The 18,648-nt window shown below is 33.7% G+C and carries 15 protein-coding genes; 5 read left to right on the top strand and 10 right to left on the bottom strand.

All coding sequences use genetic code 11. The features are described from left to right. Nucleotides 1-50: 50 nt before the first annotated feature. The 5 genes from ilvN to C8P67_RS16550 all read right to left on the bottom strand — a co-directional run bounded on the left by ilvN (nt 51) and on the right by C8P67_RS16550 (nt 6,592). Entirely contained in the window at nt 51-569 is a 519-nt protein-coding gene (gene ilvN / locus C8P67_RS16530) for an acetolactate synthase small subunit (protein WP_115814292.1), read from the bottom strand. 6 nt (nt 570-575) lie between these two features. Next, nucleotides 576-2,264, bottom strand: a complete 1,689-nt coding sequence (gene ilvB, locus C8P67_RS16535) for a biosynthetic-type acetolactate synthase large subunit (protein ID WP_115814293.1) — start codon at nt 2,262-2,264, stop codon at nt 576-578. A gap of 69 nt (nt 2,265-2,333) precedes the next feature. Beyond that, nucleotides 2,334-4,007 (bottom strand): dihydroxy-acid dehydratase, encoded by a 1,674-nt coding sequence (gene ilvD / locus C8P67_RS16540; protein ID WP_115814294.1) that lies wholly within the window; start codon nt 4,005-4,007, stop codon nt 2,334-2,336. A 270-nt stretch (nt 4,008-4,277) separates the two neighbouring features. After that, nucleotides 4,278-5,393, bottom strand: a complete 1,116-nt coding sequence (leuB, locus tag C8P67_RS16545; protein ID WP_115814295.1) for a 3-isopropylmalate dehydrogenase — start codon at nt 5,391-5,393, stop codon at nt 4,278-4,280. Nucleotides 5,394-5,428: 35 nt separating this feature from the next. Continuing rightward, nucleotides 5,429-6,592 (bottom strand): 2-isopropylmalate synthase, encoded by a 1,164-nt coding sequence (locus C8P67_RS16550; protein WP_115814296.1) that lies wholly within the window; start codon nt 6,590-6,592, stop codon nt 5,429-5,431. 154 nt (nt 6,593-6,746) lie between these two features. Between C8P67_RS16550 and C8P67_RS16555 the strand changes: the two genes are divergently transcribed. Both C8P67_RS16555 and C8P67_RS16560 read left to right on the top strand, forming a co-directional pair. Continuing rightward, nucleotides 6,747-8,291, top strand: a complete 1,545-nt coding sequence (locus tag C8P67_RS16555; RefSeq protein WP_115814297.1) for a hypothetical protein — start codon at nt 6,747-6,749, stop codon at nt 8,289-8,291. Nucleotides 8,292-8,319: 28 nt separating this feature from the next. Then, a complete protein-coding gene (locus tag C8P67_RS16560; RefSeq protein ID WP_115814298.1) occupies nt 8,320-10,419 on the top strand; it encodes an LTA synthase family protein in 2,100 nt (699 codons plus the stop codon). Nucleotides 10,420-10,493: 74 nt separating this feature from the next. Here the strand turns inward: C8P67_RS16560 and C8P67_RS16565 are convergent, their stop codons facing one another. Beyond that, a complete protein-coding gene (locus C8P67_RS16565) occupies nt 10,494-11,498 on the bottom strand; it encodes a zinc dependent phospholipase C family protein (RefSeq protein ID WP_115814299.1) in 1,005 nt (334 codons plus the stop codon). 159 nt (nt 11,499-11,657) lie between these two features. Between C8P67_RS16565 and C8P67_RS16570 the strand changes: the two genes are divergently transcribed. After that, nucleotides 11,658-12,611 carry a hypothetical protein gene (locus tag C8P67_RS16570; RefSeq protein ID WP_115814300.1) on the top strand — a complete coding sequence of 318 codons (954 nt, stop codon included), beginning with the start codon at nt 11,658-11,660 and terminating at the stop codon, nt 12,609-12,611. A gap of 6 nt (nt 12,612-12,617) precedes the next feature. On the opposite strand, the gene C8P67_RS16575 is transcribed toward C8P67_RS16570, so the two are convergent. The 4 genes from C8P67_RS16575 to fabG form a co-directional block, all read right to left on the bottom strand. After that, nucleotides 12,618-13,583: a YeiH family protein gene (locus C8P67_RS16575; protein ID WP_115814301.1), complete on the bottom strand. Its 966-nt coding sequence runs from the start codon at nt 13,581-13,583 to the stop codon at nt 12,618-12,620. Nucleotides 13,584-13,654: 71 nt separating this feature from the next. Then, complete coding sequence (locus C8P67_RS16580; RefSeq protein WP_115814302.1) at nt 13,655-14,551, bottom strand: LysR family transcriptional regulator; 897 nt, start codon at nt 14,549-14,551, stop codon at nt 13,655-13,657. 62 nt (nt 14,552-14,613) lie between these two features. Then, nucleotides 14,614-16,641, bottom strand: a complete 2,028-nt coding sequence (locus C8P67_RS16585; protein WP_115814303.1) for a hypothetical protein — start codon at nt 16,639-16,641, stop codon at nt 14,614-14,616. 73 nt (nt 16,642-16,714) lie between these two features. Then, nucleotides 16,715-17,461, bottom strand: coding sequence for a 3-oxoacyl-[acyl-carrier-protein] reductase (fabG, locus tag C8P67_RS16590; protein ID WP_115814304.1), 747 nt, complete (start codon nt 17,459-17,461; stop codon nt 16,715-16,717). A gap of 242 nt (nt 17,462-17,703) precedes the next feature. Between fabG and C8P67_RS16595 the strand changes: the two genes are divergently transcribed. After that, nucleotides 17,704-18,162: a GyrI-like domain-containing protein gene (locus tag C8P67_RS16595; RefSeq protein WP_115814305.1), complete on the top strand. Its 459-nt coding sequence runs from the start codon at nt 17,704-17,706 to the stop codon at nt 18,160-18,162. A 7-nt stretch (nt 18,163-18,169) separates the two neighbouring features. Beyond that, a complete protein-coding gene (locus tag C8P67_RS16600; protein WP_115814306.1) occupies nt 18,170-18,541 on the top strand; it encodes a DUF1801 domain-containing protein in 372 nt (123 codons plus the stop codon). The last annotated feature ends 107 nt before the right edge of the window (nt 18,542-18,648 follow it).

Here is an 18,648-nt window from a genome sequence, read left to right on the forward strand (position 1 = left end):
ATTTAATAATTGAATTGTAATCTGTGTTAATTATAATTTAACAGATTATATTATAACACTTCTAATAATGATGATATTTGCATTTTTTCTTTTGAAACCGATATTCTTCCGGAACGAACAAACTGCATAATTCCGAAAGGTTTAAGCTTTGCATATAATTCCTCAATTTCAGAACGTTTACCAGATTTTGAAATCACAAAAAACTCTCTTGATACCGTAACAATTTCAGATTTACTGTCTTTTATGATATTTTGAATCTGTCTTTCGTCAAAAAGTAAATTTGATGCTATTTTGAATATTGCGCTTTCCAAAAAGATAGTCTCTTCATCAACATGATAAAAAGCTTTGATAACTTCAATTTGTTTTTCTATTTGTCCAACAATGTTCTGCACCCATTTTTCAGTGGTGTTAACAACTATTACAAATCTTGAAACATTTTCAATTTCAGACTCGGAAACATTTAGACTTAGTATATTTATATGGCGTTTTAAGAATATACCCGATATCCTATTCAATAAGCCAACGTTATTTTCTGAATAAACAGAAATAGTGAACATTTTATTTTCCATAATTTTTTAGCTTAATCTCATATCAGAAACCGAAGCTCCTGTAGGAATCATTGGGAATACATTATTTTCTTTCTCTACCATTACTTCTAAGAAATAAGAATCTTTTGAAGCCATCATTTCTTCAACAGCAGCATCCAGATCCTCCCTTTCGGTAACTTTTCTGGATTTAATATGATAACCTTGTGCAATAGCAATGAAATTTGGATTAATCATATTAGTAGAAGCATAGCGATTGTCAAAAAACAATTCCTGCCACTGGCGTACCATTCCCAAAAATTCATTATTTAATACCACGATTTTAACAGGAACTTGTGATTGAAAAATGGTTCCTAACTCCTGAATATTCATTTGAAAACCTCCATCACCTATAATTGCCACAACTTCGCGATCAGGTTTTCCCATTTTGGCACCTATAGCTGCAGGCAGTGCAAATCCCATTGTTCCTAGACCTCCAGAAGTGACGTTACTTTTAGTTGAATTGAATTTAGCATATCTGCAGGCAAACATCTGATGCTGGCCAACATCCGAAACAATAATTGCATCACCTTTTGAATGCTTATTTATCATTTCCATAGTTTCACCCATCGAAATTCCTTTTCCATTAGTTGGGTTTAACTCTTCATTGATAACTGAATCGAATTCAATTTTGTACTTTTCTTTGAATTCATTGTGCCATGAATCATGAGCTTTTTTATCAATTAATGGAATCAAGGCTGTTAATGCTTCTTTTACGTCAGCTAGAACTGCCACATCTGTTTTTACATTTTTATCAACCTCTGCTGGATCAATTTCAAAATGAATTACTTTGGCCTGTTTGGCATACGTTGCTAAATTACCAGTAACACGGTCATCAAAACGCATTCCTAAAGCAATTAATACATCGCATTCATTGGTCAAAAGATTTGGACCATAATTACCGTGCATACCTACCATCCCAACATTTAAAGGGTGATCAGTTGGCAAAGCTGAAAGACCTAAAATAGTCCAAGCTGCTGGAATGCCTGATTTTTCAACAAATCTTTTTAATTGCTCTTCTGCTTCACTCAATATAATTCCTTGACCAAAAATAATATAGGGTTTTTTTGCATTATTAATTAAATCGGCAGCTTCTTGCACTTTTTGAAGATTCAAATCTGGTTTAGGATGATAACTTCTAATTCCAGTACATTTTTCGTAACTAAAATCCAATTCATCAAACTGAGCATTTTTAGTTATATCTATTAAAACTGGACCTGGACGGCCAGAACGTGCGATATAAAAAGCTTTAGCTATAATTTCAGGAATTTCATGAGCTTCAGTAATCTGGTAATTCCATTTAGTTACAGGAGTTGAAATTCCAATAATATCCGTTTCCTGAAATGCATCAGAACCCAGCAAATGTTTTCCAACCTGACCTGTAATACATACTAATGGAGTTGAATCAATTTGAGCATCTGCAATACCAGTTACTAAATTTGTTGCTCCAGGTCCTGAAGTTGCAATAGCGACACCTACCTTACCAGTCGCTCTTGCAAAACCTTGTGCTGCATGAGCCGCACCTTGTTCGTGACGCACCAATACATGATGCAATTGATCCTGAAACTTATATATTTCATCGTAAACGGGCATAATAGCTCCACCTGGATAACCATATACTAAGTCTACACCTTCTGCTAATAAACATCTGATAACGGCTTCTGCCCCTGATATTTTCATTTTATTTTATATTTTTCACCAATAAATCTTTTTATTTTTTGATTTAAAGGCTTGTTGTTTTTTATTAAATTATTTGTCGGTAACACATCCCTCAGAGGCACTGGAGACCGAACGCATATATTTAAGTAAAACTCCTTGTTTGATTGCTGATTCTGGTCTTTTCCAATTGGCTTTACGTTTAGCCAATTCTTCCTCAGAAATTTTCATATCGATAGTGTTTTTTACAGCATCAATTGTGATTACGTCACCATTTTCTATTAACGCTATTCCTCCGCCTTCATAAGCTTCTGGAGTAACGTGGCCCACTACGAAACCGTGAGAACCTCCGGAGAAACGTCCATCAGTAATTAAAGCTACCGAATTTCCTAAACCAGCTCCCATAATAGCAGAGGTTGGTTTCAGCATTTCAGACATACCTGGACCACCTTTTGGACCGCAGTAACGAATGATTACAACATTCCCAGGTTTCACTTCACCTGCCTGAATTCCTCTGATTACATCTTTCTCTCCTTCAAAAACTACAGCTGTACCTTCAAAAAACTCCCCTTCTTTTCCGCTGATTTTAGCGACACAGCCTTCTGTTGCAATATTTCCATAAAGAATCTGAATATTTCCAGTTGCTTTTAATGCTTTTGCAATTTCAAAAACAACCTCTTGACCATCGTGTAAATCAGGAACTGAAGCTAAATTCTCAGCAATTGTTTTTCCTGTTACTGTCAAACAGTCTCCGTGCAATAAACCTTCTTTTAATAAATATTTCATTACCCCCGGAACACCTCCTACATTATGTAAATCTTCCATTAAGTACTTACCACTTGGTTTCAAGTCGGCCAACAATGGAGTTTTATCACTAATATCTTGGAAATCTTTTAATGTCAATTCTATACCTACAGAGTGAGCCATTGCAATTAAGTGCATAACCGCATTTGTAGAACCTCCTAAAACAGCTACCATCGTAATTGCATTTTCGAATGCTTTACGAGTCATGATATCTCTAGGCTTAATATCTTTTTCCAATAAAACTCTAATCGCTTTACCGGCATCTATACATTCTTGTTTCTTTTCCTGACTCAAAGCAGGATTAGAAGAACTGTATGGTAAACTCATCCCTAATGCTTCAATCGCAGATGACATCGTGTTCGCAGTGTACATTCCACCGCAGGCACCTGCACCTGGACAAGCATTCTGAATTACTCCTTTGAAATCCTCTGGAGTAATTGTATTTTTAATTTTTTTACCTAATGCTTCAAAAGCAGAAACGATATTTAAATCTTCGCCTTTCCATTTTCCTGGGTGAATTGATCCACCGTAAACCATGATAGATGGACGGTTTACTCTCCCCATAGCCATTAAAGCTCCCGGCATATTTTTATCACAGCCCGGTACAGCGATCAAACCGTCATACCATTGAGCCCCCATAACTGTTTCGATAGAATCTGCAATTACATCACGGGAAACCAAAGAAAAACGCATTCCATCATTACCATTAGAAATACCATCACTTACACCAATAGTATTAAAAATCAAGCCGACCAAATCCTCTTTCCAGACCCCAGTCTTAATATCTTTAGCCAAGTCATTTAAGTGCATGTTACAAGGATTCCCATCGTAACCCATACTTACAATTCCTACCTGCGCTTTTTTAAGATCCTCTTCTGTCAAACCAATTCCGTAGAACATGGCCTGCGAAGCTGGTTGTGTTTCGTCTTGCGTGATTGTCTTGCTGTATTTATTTAATTCCATTCTATTATTATTGTGTATTTAATTTTATTTTAAAAAAAAACCTCCCAAGTTATGGGAGGTTTTAAATATATTTTCACTTATATCTATAACAATCCCTTTTCATATGTGATAATCACAATGACACTTACTACTACAAGGACGTTGATAATGTGTTTCATTTTTGTTTTTTTGACTTTGCAAAAGTACAAAACAAATCTAAAATAAAAAACTTTTTACCAACAAACTAACGGTAATTAGTGATAAAACGCAATCTTTTATGATTTTTATTAATTAAACGATAGTTGACTGTCCAATTTGAACATTATCATTTTTAAAATATAAATCATCTTTGCTCAATATGACATTTGAAATAAAATCTCCAACATCATTTGTACCAAATCTTGAACCTGGATTCAAATCAATAGTAACCACTTTATATTCAATAGCTTTTTCGACAGCTTCATAAACTTTTCTCGCTTCTTTCTGCAGACCGAAATGTTCCAACAGCATTGCAGCGGATAATATTGAAGCAATCGGGTTAGCAATATTCTTCCCTTTTGCCTGTGGATAAGAACCATGTATTGGTTCAAAAAGAGCTTTGCTTTCTCCAACTGACGTAGACGCCATCAAACCTATAGATCCCATAATCGCACAAGCTTCATCTGATAAAATATCACCAAATAAATTCTCTGTTAAGATTACGTCATATTGTTTAGGATCAGTAATAATCTGCATAGCAACATTATCAATATACTGACATTCTAATTTCACATCCGGATACTGCTTAGCAATTTCTTTAACCAATTTTCTCCACAATCTGGATGTTTCCAACACATTAGCTTTATCAACCAATGTCACTTTTTTTCTTCTGCCTTGAGCAGCTTTAAAAGCCTGATGCGTAATGCGATTAATTTCATTTTCTGAATATTCACATATATCCGAAGCAAAAGTTCCTTCGTCGTTTATGACTTTATCGCCATAATACGATCCTCCTGTTAATTCTCTGTAAATTACAAAATCAACGTTTTCAATTACTTCTCTTTTTATTGGAGAAGCATCTAAAAGATTTTTAAACGGTCTTATAGGTCTAATATTTGCAAAAAGGCCCAATTCCTGTCTTAACTTCAACAATCCCTGTTCCGGACGCACTTTAGCTTCGGGATTGTTATCATATTTAGGATTTCCAATTGCCCCAAACAATACTGCATCTGTGTTTAAACAAAGATTTAAAGTCTGCTCTGGCAAAGGATTTCTAGTTTTTTCTATTGCAACAGCACCAATTAAAGCATCTTCAAAAATAAACTCATGATCATAGGCAACACTAATAGCATACAAAGCTTTTTTTGCCTGCAAAATAACCTCTGGTCCAATTCCATCTCCCGCAAGTACAGCTATTTTTAAGTTCATAAATTATTTATTTTAAAAGTTTTTTTTTCTAAAAATTAGTGGACGTAAATCTTAGTGGCTTCAATAATCTGATGAATATCATTATCCAAGACTTCTTTTTTAATATCAGCAAACTTCAAAAACTCAACATACACGATATCTAATTGTGTTTTTGTAAGCTCATAACCAACTTTTTTAGCTCTGTATGCCAAAGCTGCTCTACCGCTTCTTGCAGTAAGAATAATAGATGACTCATTAACACCAACATCCAATGGATCCATGATTTCATAAGTAGCTCTGTTCTTGATAACACCATCCTGATGAATCCCAGAACTGTGAGCAAAAGCATTAGCTCCAACAATTGCTTTATTCGGCTGAACGATCATTCCCATACTTTCAGAAACCAATCGGCTCATTTCGTTCAACTGCTTACTGTCAATATCAGTATATAAATTCAAATAAGGATGTTGTTTGAAAATCATAACCACTTCTTCAAGTGCTGTATTTCCAGCTCTCTCTCCTATTCCATTAATAGTACATTCAATCTGGCGGGCACCATTTACAGCCCCTGCAATAGAATTAGCAGTTGCCATTCCTAAATCATTATGACAATGACAGGAAATAGTAACATTGTCAATTCCTTTTACATTCTCTTTAAGGTACTTTATTTTTGCTCCGTACTCTTCTGGCAGACAATATCCTGTAGTATCAGGAATATTAAGAACTGTAGCCCCAGATTTGATTACTTCTTCACAAACTTTTGCCAAAAATGCATTATCAGTTCTACCTGCATCTTCTGCATAAAACTCTACATCTTCAACATATTTTTTTGCGTGAGCAACGGCATGTTTAGCTCTAGCAATCACATCCTCTGGTGTAGTTTGCAATTTGTGGATAATATGCGAATCAGAAGTTCCAATTCCAGTATGAATCCTAGGTCTAACCGCATGTTTCAAAGCCTGCGCAGCTACATCAATATCATTTTCTACTGCTCTGGTAAGACCACAGACAGTTGCGTTTTTTACAATTTTACATATTTCTGAAACAGATAAAAAATCACCTGGACTAGAAACAGGAAAACCAGCTTCGATGATGTCTACTCCCATTTCGTCAAGTCTGTTGGCTATAACGAGTTTTTGATTGGTGTCTAATTTACATCCTGGGACCTGTTCACCGTCTCTTAAAGTGGTATCAAAAATTTGGACTTTCTCTCTATTCATTTTAATTTATTTAATGTAATTTCACATCTTAAAACAAAAATAGTTTTCATTTACTCAAAACTAAACCTACTTTTAGGTAAATATACTATTTGTAACGTAAAAAATAACAAATCAAAAAGCTGAAAATCAGCAAGTTAAATACTTTTATAATACAATGGCTAACCATCAAAAAGATTTTTTATTTGTATTAATAAAATCCCTTTCCAAATCTGAAAAAAGACAATTTAAAATTTTTGCCAGCCGCTTAGAGACAAGTTCAAATACTAAGTTCATCGAATTATTCAATATTCTAGACAAGTCGGAAGCGTATGATGAAAAACTAATATTAAAGAATGGCTTGATTAAAAAAGTACAGCTGTCGAACCTCAAATCGTACCTGTACAAGCAAATTTTAGTAAGCATCCGCTTAAATATTCCAAGTCAGAACATCCGTTACCAGCTTCGCGAACAGATTGATTTTGCAGTAATCCTTTACAATAAAGGACTTTACAAACAAAGTTTAAAAATATTGGATAAAACCAAACAGCAGGCCATCGAAAATGACGAAAAATACATGGCTTTTGAAATTGTTGAATTTGAAAAACTAATCGAGTCACAGTACATTACCAGAAGTATTCAAGGACGGGCTGACGAATTGGTTATACAAGCCAAAGAACTGAATTACCGCAATACCATTTCGAGCAAATTATCCAATTTATCGCTTCAGCTATACGGAACAATGCTTAAAACAGGATATGTAAAAAGCGATGCCGAATATAAATATATCGATGATTATTTTGTTAAGCATATTGCGCGTTTGGATCAGTCAAAATTTGGTTTTAGAGAAAAATATTGGTTTTATAATGCCAATCTATGGAGAAGCTTCTTGGTGCAGGATTTCCTTTCCTGTTATAAGTTTGCGACAAAATGGGTGACTTTATTCTACGATAATAAAAATATGATTTTCCTAAATCCAGTATTTTTTCTGAAAGGGAATCATTATCTGCTTGAGTCATTATTCATGCTGAAATACAAAACCAATTTTAAAAAATATTTAAATCTTTTAGAAGAAACCATCAGTGATCCTCGATTCCCTGTCAATGATAATATTGCCTCACTTTCATTCCTATATATTTATAACAACAAATTAAACTATCATATTCTGGAAGGGACTTTTGCCGAAAGCGAATATCTTATTCCTGAAATTCTGAAAAAAATTAAAATTCACAACGAGCATTTGGACGAGCATCACGAAATGATGTTCTATTACAAAATTGCCAGTATTTATTTTGGAAATGAAAAATACCAGGAATGCATCGTTTATTTAGAGAAAATTATCAATAACAAAAACCTGTATGTTCGGGAAGATTTGGCTTGTTTTGCACGTTTATTGTGTTTAATCGCTCATTATGAATCAGGTAAAGATTTTAATTTAGAAAGTCAGCTGTTAAGCACTTATAAATTCTTAATCAAAATGAATGACTTACATGAGGTGCAGAAAGAAATTATTCGGTTCCTGAAAAACTTAAGCAACTTATACCCAAGTGACATTAAGAAAGAGTTTATCAAAATGAGGGAACGTTTCATTGAATTAGAGAAAAGCACTTACGAAAAAAGAGCTTTCCTCTATCTTGATATTATTTCTTGGCTTGAAAGCAAAATTGAGAACCGAAAAATAAGTGACATCATAAAAGAAAAAGCAAAACTTATTAACAGGTAAACACCCAAAATCATCAAAAAAATATAATATGAATTTTCTAAAAAAGTTTTCTCCTTTTTATAATCTGGCGCTTTTCTACATCGTAGTAAGTTTTGTTTTGCGCATTGTCTTGATATTTCATCCTATCACACAGACAAATTTTGTTTTTCTGGATACTATGAAAATTTTCTTCATTGGATTGGTTTCAGATGCATTTGTGTTTGTAATAGCTTCTGCTTTTTTATATCTATACCTCATTTTCATATCCAATTCAAAATACTACAAACCTTGGGGTTATATTATTTTTGGATTTTTCATAGCACTATTACTGTATATCGCTTCGGGAAAAACGATTCTGAACGAATATGGTGGTGCTTTACCAAAAATCGGAATGATTTTCGTTGGTCTTAAAACACTATTATTTGGACTTCTTCTGTTTTTACCAAAACACAGAGATAAAATCAGATTTTGGCTGTTCACTTTTGTGATGTTTTTGTATGTTGTTCTTATTCTTCAAAACGGAATCAGCGAATATTTTTTCTGGAATGAATTTGGAGTTAAATACAACTTTATAGCCGTAAACTATTTGGTTTACACCAATGAAGTAATCGGGAATATTATGGAATCTTATCCTGTAATTCCTTTGTTTTCGGCTTTGTTTTTAATAGCTGGAATTGTGACTTACTTCATTGTCAAAAGAACCCGAAATTATATTGACGAAATTCCAACTTTTACAGAAAAATTAAAAATATCAGGAATTTATCTGGCTTTATTAGGCGTTTCTTTATTAGCTGTTCCATATTTAGCTAAAAAAGAAAACTCTCAAAATGTTTTCACCAATGAACTGCAGGCAAATGGAATGTATCGATTCTACCTAGCTTTTATGAACAGCGAATTGGATTATTTTAAATTCTACAAAACTTTACCAGAAAAAGAAGCATTCGCTTTATTAGGTAAACAAATTCCATCCATTTCAGGTGTAACTACTTTGCGAACAATTAAAAGTGATGTTCCCGAAACTCCAAAAAACGTAGTTTTAATCACTATCGAAAGTTACAGCGCCGATTTCATGAAAGCGTATGGCGATAACCAAAATATCACTCCATTCTTGGATGATTTAGCATCAAAAAGTTTACTATTTACCAATTTATATGCCGTTGGAAACAGAACTGTTCGCGGTCTTGAAGCGGTAACTTTATGTTTTCCTCCAACTGCCGGCGAAAGTGTAGTAAAACGAAAAGACAATAAAAATAAATTTTCTACGGGTTCTATTTTTAAGCAAAAAGGATACAACGTGAAATACCTGTACGGAGGTGATGCTTTTTTCGATAATATGGAAGACTTTTTTATTGGAAACGGTTATGATATTGTAGATAAAAAAACATTCACTCCAGAAGAAATTACTTTTGCTAATATTTGGGGAGTTTGTGATGAAGATATGGCAAATAAAGCCATAAAAACAATGAATGCAGAAGCAAAAGAAGGCAAACCTTTCTTCAATCACTGGATGACTGTGAGCAATCACCGCCCATTTACGTATCCAAATGACAAAATTGATATTCCAGGAGATTCAAAATCTCGTGAAGGTGGCGTAAAATACACTGATTATGCATTGAGAAAATTCTTTGACATGGCAAGCAAACAGCCTTGGTTCAAAAATACCGTATTTGTAATTCTTGCTGATCACTGTGCATCAAGTGCGGGTAAAACTGAACTTCCAGCCGATAAATACCGAATTCCAGCCATGATTTACAGCCCAGGATTTATTCAGCCACATAAATACACTAATTTGATGTCACAAATTGATGTTATGCCAACTCTTTTTGGCTTGCTGAATTTTAATTACCAAAGTAAATTCTACGGTCAGGACGTTTTAAAAGCAGATTATAAACCAAGAGCATTAATCGCAACGTATCAGGATTTAGGATTAATAAAAGACAATGTTTTGACCATTATTTCTCCGAAACAAGCGGTAAAACAATTTCAATTGACATTAAAACCAGATCAAAAAACAGCTCCTGAATTCCAGATTTATTACGATCAGGTTCCTTTAAAAACAGAAAGAACCGATCTTGTAAACGAAACGATTTCGTATTATCAGACAGCTTCGGATATTTTGAAGAAAAAGAATTATCAAAAGGTTGAATAAATACAATCTATAAAACACAAAAAAAGCCTGTAAACTCAACATTTACAGGCTTTATTATTTACTTTTTATATTAACTAATCAAAATCATTTTCAGCTTCCAAACCAAAAAGCTTTCCGCTTTTCCAAAGCTTCAAATCATTCTTCAAATTCTTTTTATTTCGGCTGGTCAATTCTTTTGAATCCAAACCATCCAAATCTGGCTTCCCTGCATTTACCCAAGCCGTGTACCAAAAATTAGCTGTTGCAACAATTGCTTTTCTCATCTGGCTCTCCACCATTCCGTTTAAAGCAGTGTTAAGCTGAGTTACATATTCTTTGGTATATAATATATCGCCAAACTTCCCTTTAGCAATTTTACCATCTGCATCATGCTCGTACATAGTCTCAGGCGTAAATTTTGCTCGCAGATTTCTATCAATCAACAAAAGAGGCTCTACTTGACTGTGCGAATCTTTTATCATATCCCACGTCGCTTTTTCAACATTCTCTATATACTTCGCTTCTCCAGTATAAAAATTATAATCTCTGCCAAACATTTTTGGAATACGTGACTCCCACATAGCATGAATTCCTTTTTGATTGGTAAGCTGTCCGTCATGATTAGCTGATGTATGCAGAGGCATATTTGCATCACCTATATAATGTGCCAAATCACCCGCCAAAAACAAAATTTCATTCTTTCTTTTGTCTTTAAAAGCCTTAGTCAGCTTCGTCATCGTTTCCTGAATATACCAAGGAAGAATACCATTATCCGCTAAAAATTTCTCGTCATACTTTTTCTTAGCTTCTTCAAATGGCAACGGAATAGATTCTACAGCTCCAAAATTTTCCATGTCAATATAATGCCTCGGATTTTCTGCTTTATCACGTAACGTGTATTTACGCAAATCTGGAACTGATGATTCCTGCGTTATAAAATCAAGATGATTGTAAAAAAAAGTCTGCACTGGCTTTGGCAAAGCCATAACTGCCGCATTATTGATGTGTTCATGGCCAAAAACACCCCAAGACAACACAACAAATGCCACACCAACTGCAGAAAAAATAAGTGCTGCTTTTTTGAATTTAAAGTTTTTCATTATTTTTATTTTATTGAATTGCAAAAGTATTTTTTTTATAGATAATTTAAAAGAAAGCCCATTAAGATTATGTTATATTTTTAGATAAAAAAGACAGTTTTTTATCTAAATTTAAAATAACAATCTACTTTTGTACTACTTTTAATACCATAATTATTTATGCGATTTATTTATTCAAGTGCCGTTTATATTCTATTTATAACTTTTAGTCTTGCTCAAAATCCTCAAGTTCAATTGAAGAATGTTAGTGATACAATTCTAAATACAAACCGAACACTTAAAGTAGACGACCCGATTGACGCCTTAAAAACGATGCAAAAATTGTTTCCTGGAAAACCATATAATCTGGAAGATCAAAATGTTCTTATAAGCTGGAACTGCAAAAACTGCAAACCAAAAAATTATATTGATGCAAACGGTACAGAAGGCGATCAATTATTCCCATATAAAGAAGGAGTAGCAACAAGACTTCTTGCTAATATTGATTATTCGGATTCTAAAGGAAACCAATTTAAGATTTTTGCATTTAACCATTCTTTTTATGATGAAGATGGTTTACAGACCAGCCGTTTTACGGGTGGATTATTAGGTTTGGCAAAATTTGCTAAAAGCGGCAATTCATGGCAGATGAAGTCTTTTCAACCTGCAGTAGCTGCTTTTGGAGCTTTCTCTCAATGTCCAAAACCAAAGCTTTTACAAATTGGTGAAGACCAATATGCTCTCACAATAGTGCATGCAAATGGAGGGGCTGGCGGTCCTTATGATGGTTATTTGTATCTTATTGTTGGACTTGACGGGAAATATCAGTCTATCATGGAAGTTCCAAATTATCTGCTAACAAATTCTGGAAGTTCGGCATGGTCCAGCACATATACAGTTTCTAAAAACACAAATAAAAAATATTTCAGAGATATTATCATCAAGACTAATGGCAATTTCAATAAAACCACTCAACATAATGATGAATTTAAAGTTAATTATCCTGAAGAAATAGCTCCAATGACTAAGACAAAAAAACAATTTGATTTTGAAATTGAAAGACGTTTTACTTTTAATGGAAAGCGTTACAATCTTATTGGCAAACCAATAGTAAAGTTTTCAAATATTAAATAATATCATCTATTTAAGAAAAATAATAGATGCTAATCCCAATCCTGCAATACTTACCCAAAGCAGCGTACCCTGCAGTAAAGGCAGCAATCCCACCGATTTTAAAACAGAACGATTTAATCCCGCTCCAATTAAAAACAAAGTAACAACAAGACCAGTTTTGGCAACAGAAACTAAATGCGGAGCAAAACTGGCAATAGGAGAAAAATAAGTATTACAAACCATTGCCAGAATAAATAATCCAATAAAGTAAGGGATTTTCACTTTACTGGCTTTATTTTTAAAAACAACAGCAGTGATCAAAGCAACAGGAATAATCCACAAAGCTCTGGCCAGTTTTATCGTAGTGGCTACCTGCAAAGCTTCCGCTCCATATTTATTTGCAGCACCAACTACAGAACTAGTGTCATGAATCGCAATGGCACACCACAAGCCAAAATCATTCTGTGACATATGCAGCCAATGCCCGATTACTGGAAATGCAAATAACGCAATAGAGTTCAGTATAAAAATCACTCCCAGAGCAACAGATGTCTGCTTTTCATCTGATTTTATTACTGGAGCGATTGCAGCAATGGCGCTTCCGCCACAAATAGCTGTTCCACAGGAAATAAGATGAGAAGTTTTTTTCTCAATTCTAAACCATTTTCCCAATAAAGTTCCTAAAATTATAGTTACTGTAATAGAGCCAATTGTAAAAAGAAAACCTTCCCTTCCTGCTGCAACTGCGCTGTGAACATTCATGCCAAACCCTAGCCCCACTACCGAAACCTGTAATAACACAGTTGTTACCTTATGATTTAAATGTAAAAAAGGATGCCCCGAAAGATTAGCAACTATTAAGCCTAATAATAAAGCTATCGGAGGAGAAATAATTGGAAACAAGCAAAGAAGTAACAGCAAAACAAAAATTAGCTGCTGTGCTGTTGTATTGATTCTTAGTAAAATTGGAGCATTAATGCTTTCAGTTTTCATTTTGTGGAGCATTTTGATATTACAAATGTCACCATAAAACGAATAGAACACCAATCGTTAAAAATAATCCACTATAACTTTAGGTTATAATAACTCGAAATATTTTTTATGAATAATTCAGAAAGAGGATCTGATTTTCCTTGTAGTGTAATGATGTAAAAATAACGTTCAATAGTAAGATTATCGATATCAATTATCTGTAGCTCTTTATTTTTCAATTCTTTAGACACTGCATGTATTGACATAAAAGCAACACAATCTGAATTCAGCAAATATGATTTTATGCTTTCGGTGCTGCCTAACTGCATTTCAATCTGCAACTGATCAATTTTGATATTGAAAGGTTTTAAGGCATATTCAATAACTTCAAGTGTTCCAGAACCTTGCTCACGTACAAGAAAACGGAGTGATTTAAGGTCCAATGGAGCAATTTCTTTTCTCTTAACCAGCGGATTACTGGAATTGCAAACCAAAACCAGCTCATCCCTAATGAACTGCGTGTATTTTATGGACGGATTCTTGGACTGACCTTCTACAATTCCGATTTCAATTTCTTTGTTCAGTAAAGCATTTTCAATCTGTTCTGTATTTCCGTTAAGCAAATTGACTTTCACAGCTTCAAGCTTTTGATGAAAACGCGCCAAAAGCGGTGAAATAATGTATTGCGCAATCGTTGTGCTTGCACCTAAACGCAGCAAACCTTTGCGCTCATTACTAAAAGTACTTAAATCAAAATCGATTTCCCTGTAAATTTCAAAGATATTTTTAGTGTGCTTCAATAAAGTATCACCTGCATTTGTCAATGCAATCTTCGAACCGTTTCTTTCAAAAAGCTTGGTTTTGTATTCTTCTTCTAATTCCTGAATGTGCTTAGAAATGGCGGGCTGCGTAATGAATAGTTCCGACGCCGCTTTGGTAAAACTCAAGCGGGTTGCAACAGTAAAAAATACTTTTAGTCTAAAATCCATTCTGTACTATTTGCAGTGAAATATTAGTCAAAACGAAACTAAAAATCCACAATTAACAATCATTACAACATCCCATTATACTTCCTTACAAACCATTCTGTAGAAAGCAAAAGAGCAATTAAAACTAACAGCCATTTCCAGTCAATCAAAGGCGATTTGGTTACAACATCTTTCTGAACAGCTTTATATTCCTCGCTTTCCAAAAGTGTTTTTATCAGCGTATCGATTTGATTTGGATAAAAAACTGTCCCTTTGGTTTGATTTGCTAACTGTTTAAGCTTTTGAAGATCTGGATTTACAAACTGCTTTTCAATATCAAAATCCAAAATCTCAAAATGACTGGAATAAGTGTTATTAGAATTCAATTCTTTTACCGAAAAATTATAACTGCCAGCCGTAAGTCCGTCCAAATTTACTTTATAACTGCTGTTTCCTTTTAAAAGATCATAGTTTTTGGTCTGTTTCGTTTTGGTATTGGTTACGGCAATTGTCAAACGTGCTTTTTCATCAAAATCATAATTTTTATTGAAATATTGAGCAGTAATTTCGATTGCCTCGCCAGTATTGTAAAAGCTTTCGTGACTAACAACTAATGATTTCTTAGCATTATTTGAAGCTAAATATTGGATAATCTTATTGATAAAAATATCATATTTACTAAAAGACTGATTATCTACATGGCTTTGCAGACGCCATTTCCAGCTGTTTTCTCCAAATAAGAAAGCAGTTCTTTTTCCTTGATTTTCTGCAAAAGATAATAAAGGTGCGTTAGTGTCAATATTTATGATTTTTGCAGAAAGTAACACATTGACTTCGCCATTTACAGTAATTGGACCATACTTATTCTGCAGTGGCGGGAAATTTTCAAATCCTAAATTATCAACTGCAAAAAGATTGAACTGCGAATCAAAACGAGCCAAATAATCTTCCTCCTGACCGCTCATTTTAAAAACAAAATTATTTTGTTCCTGATTCAAAAATGAAAAATCGGTGGCAGTTCCAGTTATAATGAATGTATTCAGATTTGCTTTTTTATTCGCCTCAAACACTGATTTAAAAGCAGCAGTCGGCTGATATAAAATCAGGACATTATAATCCTGCAGTGATTTCACTTCGCTAGGATTAATTAATATTACCTTATGCTGCAGGTTTGATTCAACCGCTCTTTTTAAAGCTGCAATATCGGGATGATCTATAGCCGAAATAATGGCAACAGCTGTTTTTTGGTCAATCACTTCAATAGCAAAATTCTTACTATTATTAAAGGTGTTTTTTTCGCTTATATTAGATTCAATTTTAGCCTTGAAAACTTGTAACCCAACTTTATTCGCAGGCAAAAGCACATTAACCGTTGCCGTTCTTTTGGATGATGAGAAGGAAACACTTTGTTTGCTCAAAACTTCATTCCCTTGAGTAATACTGAAATTAGCCGTAATGTTTTTATCTCCTGAATACTGTAGAAACACTTCTGCAGGAAATTTATTCTTTAGAAATGCGTATCTGTTTACATTCAGCTGATTGATTTTTAAATCTAAAACTTTGGCAGTATCTCCCAAAACTACAGGATACACTTTATTGTTTTCACTAAAGCTGTAAACATAATCATTTCCCGAAGTCTGATTCCCATCGGTTATAATTACAGTTGGATAAAATGCATTTTTATAGATGCTTTTTAAGTTTTTGGCAACCAAATCCAAATTAGTTTGAGTTCCATTGAAACTAAGACTGTCTGATTGCCTAAAATCACTGTCAAAAAGATAAGACTGCACTTCAAACTTGTCTAGAATAGCACTGTTTGAAGTTAGTTTTTGAGTAAGTTCTAACGCTTTTTCTTTAGCCTTTAAAAAAGAAATAGAGCTTGAATTATCAACCACAATAGGCAGCGGTGTTTTTATAATCTCCAGTTTACTTGTTGTGATAATTGGATTAATCAGAAGCAGCAGAATTAAAAAAATACTTAAAAAACGCAAAAAAGCCAAAAACAAACCGACTTTCGATTTGCTTTTGACCTTGTATAAATATTGAAAAAACGACAAACCACCCGCTATTAATAAAGAAAGTAGAAGTAATAGAATCGTGCTTGCTGTCATTCTTTTTTATTTTAAATGATAAATTTTGAAATTTTTCTCATTCATCATTTATAATTTATAATTCATAATTATTTTAAGTAAGCATTCCTCCACAAACATTAAGAACTTGTCCTGTGATATAAGCACTCAAGTCAGAGGCTAAAAACAAACAGGCATTGGCAACATCTTCAGTAGAACCACCACGTTTCAATGGAATACCTTCTCTCCATCCTTTTACAACATCTTCACTTAATTTTGCAGTCATTTCAGTTTCAATAAAACCAGGAGCAATTGCGTTGCAACGAATATTACGTGAACCTAACTCCAAAGCTACCGATTTAGTAAAACCAATTGCACCAGCTTTAGAAGCTGCATAATTCGTTTGACCTGCATTTCCAGAAACACCAACTACAGAACTAATATTGATAATAGAACCTGCACGCTGTTTCAAAAATGTTTTCTGAATCGCTTTAGTCATATTAAAAACCGACTTCAAGTTAACATCGATAACTTGGTCAAAATCAGCTTCTGACATACGCATTAATAAATTATCTTTCGTAATTCCTGCATTGTTTATCAAGATATCTACAGTACCAAATTCAGCCAAAACAGCATCTACAAAAGTTTGTGCTTCATTAAAATCTGCTGCATTGGATTTGTATCCTTTTGCTTTAATTCCCAAAGCATTCAATTCATTTTCTAATGCCTGTGCAGATTCTGCAGATGAGCTATAAGTAAAGGCAACATTGGCACCATTTTTAGCAAAAACTTCAGCAATTCCTTTTCCAATTCCACGACTTGCGCCAGTAATAATGGCTACTTTTCCTTCTAGTAATTTCATATTCAGTTAATATTTATTTTATTAGACTGTTATCCTTTGCAATCTGACGCAAATAAGCGTGATAACATTCGTCAAATATATAATAAAAATGCGGAATGAAAAAAATTACAATTTCAATTCCACCGTTTTTACTGTTGAAAGGTTTATTGCTATTTTTCTATATTTGAAAATATTTTTAAAGCTACTGACACACTGTTGTCACAACTCATTTTAGTTTTGTAGTTTAATAACAAAAAATCAAAATGGAAAAAGTAAAAATTGAACCTTTTAAGGTAATCGGAATTTCGGTAAGAACCACTAACGAAAACGGACAGGCTGCAAAAGAAATTGTAGATTTGTGGAGCAGGTTTATGAATGAACAAATTTTGGAAACCATTCCCAATAAAATTGATAATACAGTGTACTCGATATACACCGATTATGAAAGCGACCATACAAAGCCATATACAGTAATTTTGGGCTGCAGAGTAGAAAACCTGAATGAAATTCCTAACGGAATGATAGGCAAATCATTTGATGGCGGAAATTACATGAAATTATCTGCCAAAGGAGATTTAATGAAAGGACTGATAATAAACAAATGGACTGAAATTTGGGAAATGGATTTAGCCCGAACATTCACCACAGACTTTGAAGTTTTTGGAGAAAAATCCCAAAATCCTACAGATGCAGAGATTGACTTTTTAATTGCCATAAAATAGAAAACGAATGTTAGAAGAACTTCATAATTTCTATCTGAAAAAGGAAGAACCAAACAAGAGTTGCCTGCTTGCATTGCGAAGTATTATCATTGATCAAGACACAAATATTACTGAAACGCAAAAGTGGGGAATACCCTGCTTTTGCTATAAAAAGAAAATGTTTTGTTATTTATGGATAGATAAAAAAACGCACAAACCTTATATTCTTATGGTAGAAGGCAAATATCTTGACCATCCCGAACTGGAAGAAGGCGATCGTTCCCGAATGAAGATTCTCAGGGTTAATCCAAACAAGGATTTACCCATAAAGACAATTAAAAGCATTTTACAAAAAGCGTTGGATTTATACAGAGAAGAAATAATTAAAATCAAAGAATAACTGATAGAAAAATTCCACTTTTAGTAGATTTTCTAAAACACGAAAATTTCAGTTTGACACAACCTTTTTGTTATATTTGATAAAACAAACGGAGTTCTTTTTCACAT

Source organism: Flavobacterium aquicola (genome assembly GCF_003385115.1).
Lineage (GTDB): Bacteria > Bacteroidota > Bacteroidia > Flavobacteriales > Flavobacteriaceae > Flavobacterium > Flavobacterium aquicola.

Excerpts from the sequence above, each read along its gene's own strand:
- ilvN (WP_115814292.1), bottom strand. The coding sequence starts at position 569 with ATGGAAAATAAAATGTTCACTATTTCTGTTTATTCAGAAAATAACGTT.
- ilvB (WP_115814293.1), bottom strand. The coding sequence starts at position 2,264 with ATGAAAATATCAGGGGCAGAAGCCGTTATCAGATGTTTATTAGCAGAA.
- ilvD (WP_115814294.1), bottom strand. The coding sequence starts at position 4,007 with ATGGAATTAAATAAATACAGCAAGACAATCACGCAAGACGAAACACAA.
- leuB (WP_115814295.1), bottom strand. The coding sequence starts at position 5,393 with ATGAACTTAAAAATAGCTGTACTTGCGGGAGATGGAATTGGACCAGAG.
- C8P67_RS16550 (WP_115814296.1), bottom strand. The coding sequence starts at position 6,592 with ATGAATAGAGAGAAAGTCCAAATTTTTGATACCACTTTAAGAGACGGT.
- C8P67_RS16555 (WP_115814297.1), top strand. The coding sequence starts at position 6,747 with ATGGCTAACCATCAAAAAGATTTTTTATTTGTATTAATAAAATCCCTT.
- C8P67_RS16560 (WP_115814298.1), top strand. The coding sequence starts at position 8,320 with ATGAATTTTCTAAAAAAGTTTTCTCCTTTTTATAATCTGGCGCTTTTC.
- C8P67_RS16565 (WP_115814299.1), bottom strand. The coding sequence starts at position 11,498 with ATGAAAAACTTTAAATTCAAAAAAGCAGCACTTATTTTTTCTGCAGTT.
- C8P67_RS16570 (WP_115814300.1), top strand. The coding sequence starts at position 11,658 with ATGCGATTTATTTATTCAAGTGCCGTTTATATTCTATTTATAACTTTT.
- C8P67_RS16575 (WP_115814301.1), bottom strand. The coding sequence starts at position 13,583 with ATGAAAACTGAAAGCATTAATGCTCCAATTTTACTAAGAATCAATACA.
- C8P67_RS16580 (WP_115814302.1), bottom strand. The coding sequence starts at position 14,551 with ATGGATTTTAGACTAAAAGTATTTTTTACTGTTGCAACCCGCTTGAGT.
- C8P67_RS16585 (WP_115814303.1), bottom strand. The coding sequence starts at position 16,641 with ATGACAGCAAGCACGATTCTATTACTTCTACTTTCTTTATTAATAGCG.
- fabG (WP_115814304.1), bottom strand. The coding sequence starts at position 17,461 with ATGAAATTACTAGAAGGAAAAGTAGCCATTATTACTGGCGCAAGTCGT.
- C8P67_RS16595 (WP_115814305.1), top strand. The coding sequence starts at position 17,704 with ATGGAAAAAGTAAAAATTGAACCTTTTAAGGTAATCGGAATTTCGGTA.
- C8P67_RS16600 (WP_115814306.1), top strand. The coding sequence starts at position 18,170 with ATGTTAGAAGAACTTCATAATTTCTATCTGAAAAAGGAAGAACCAAAC.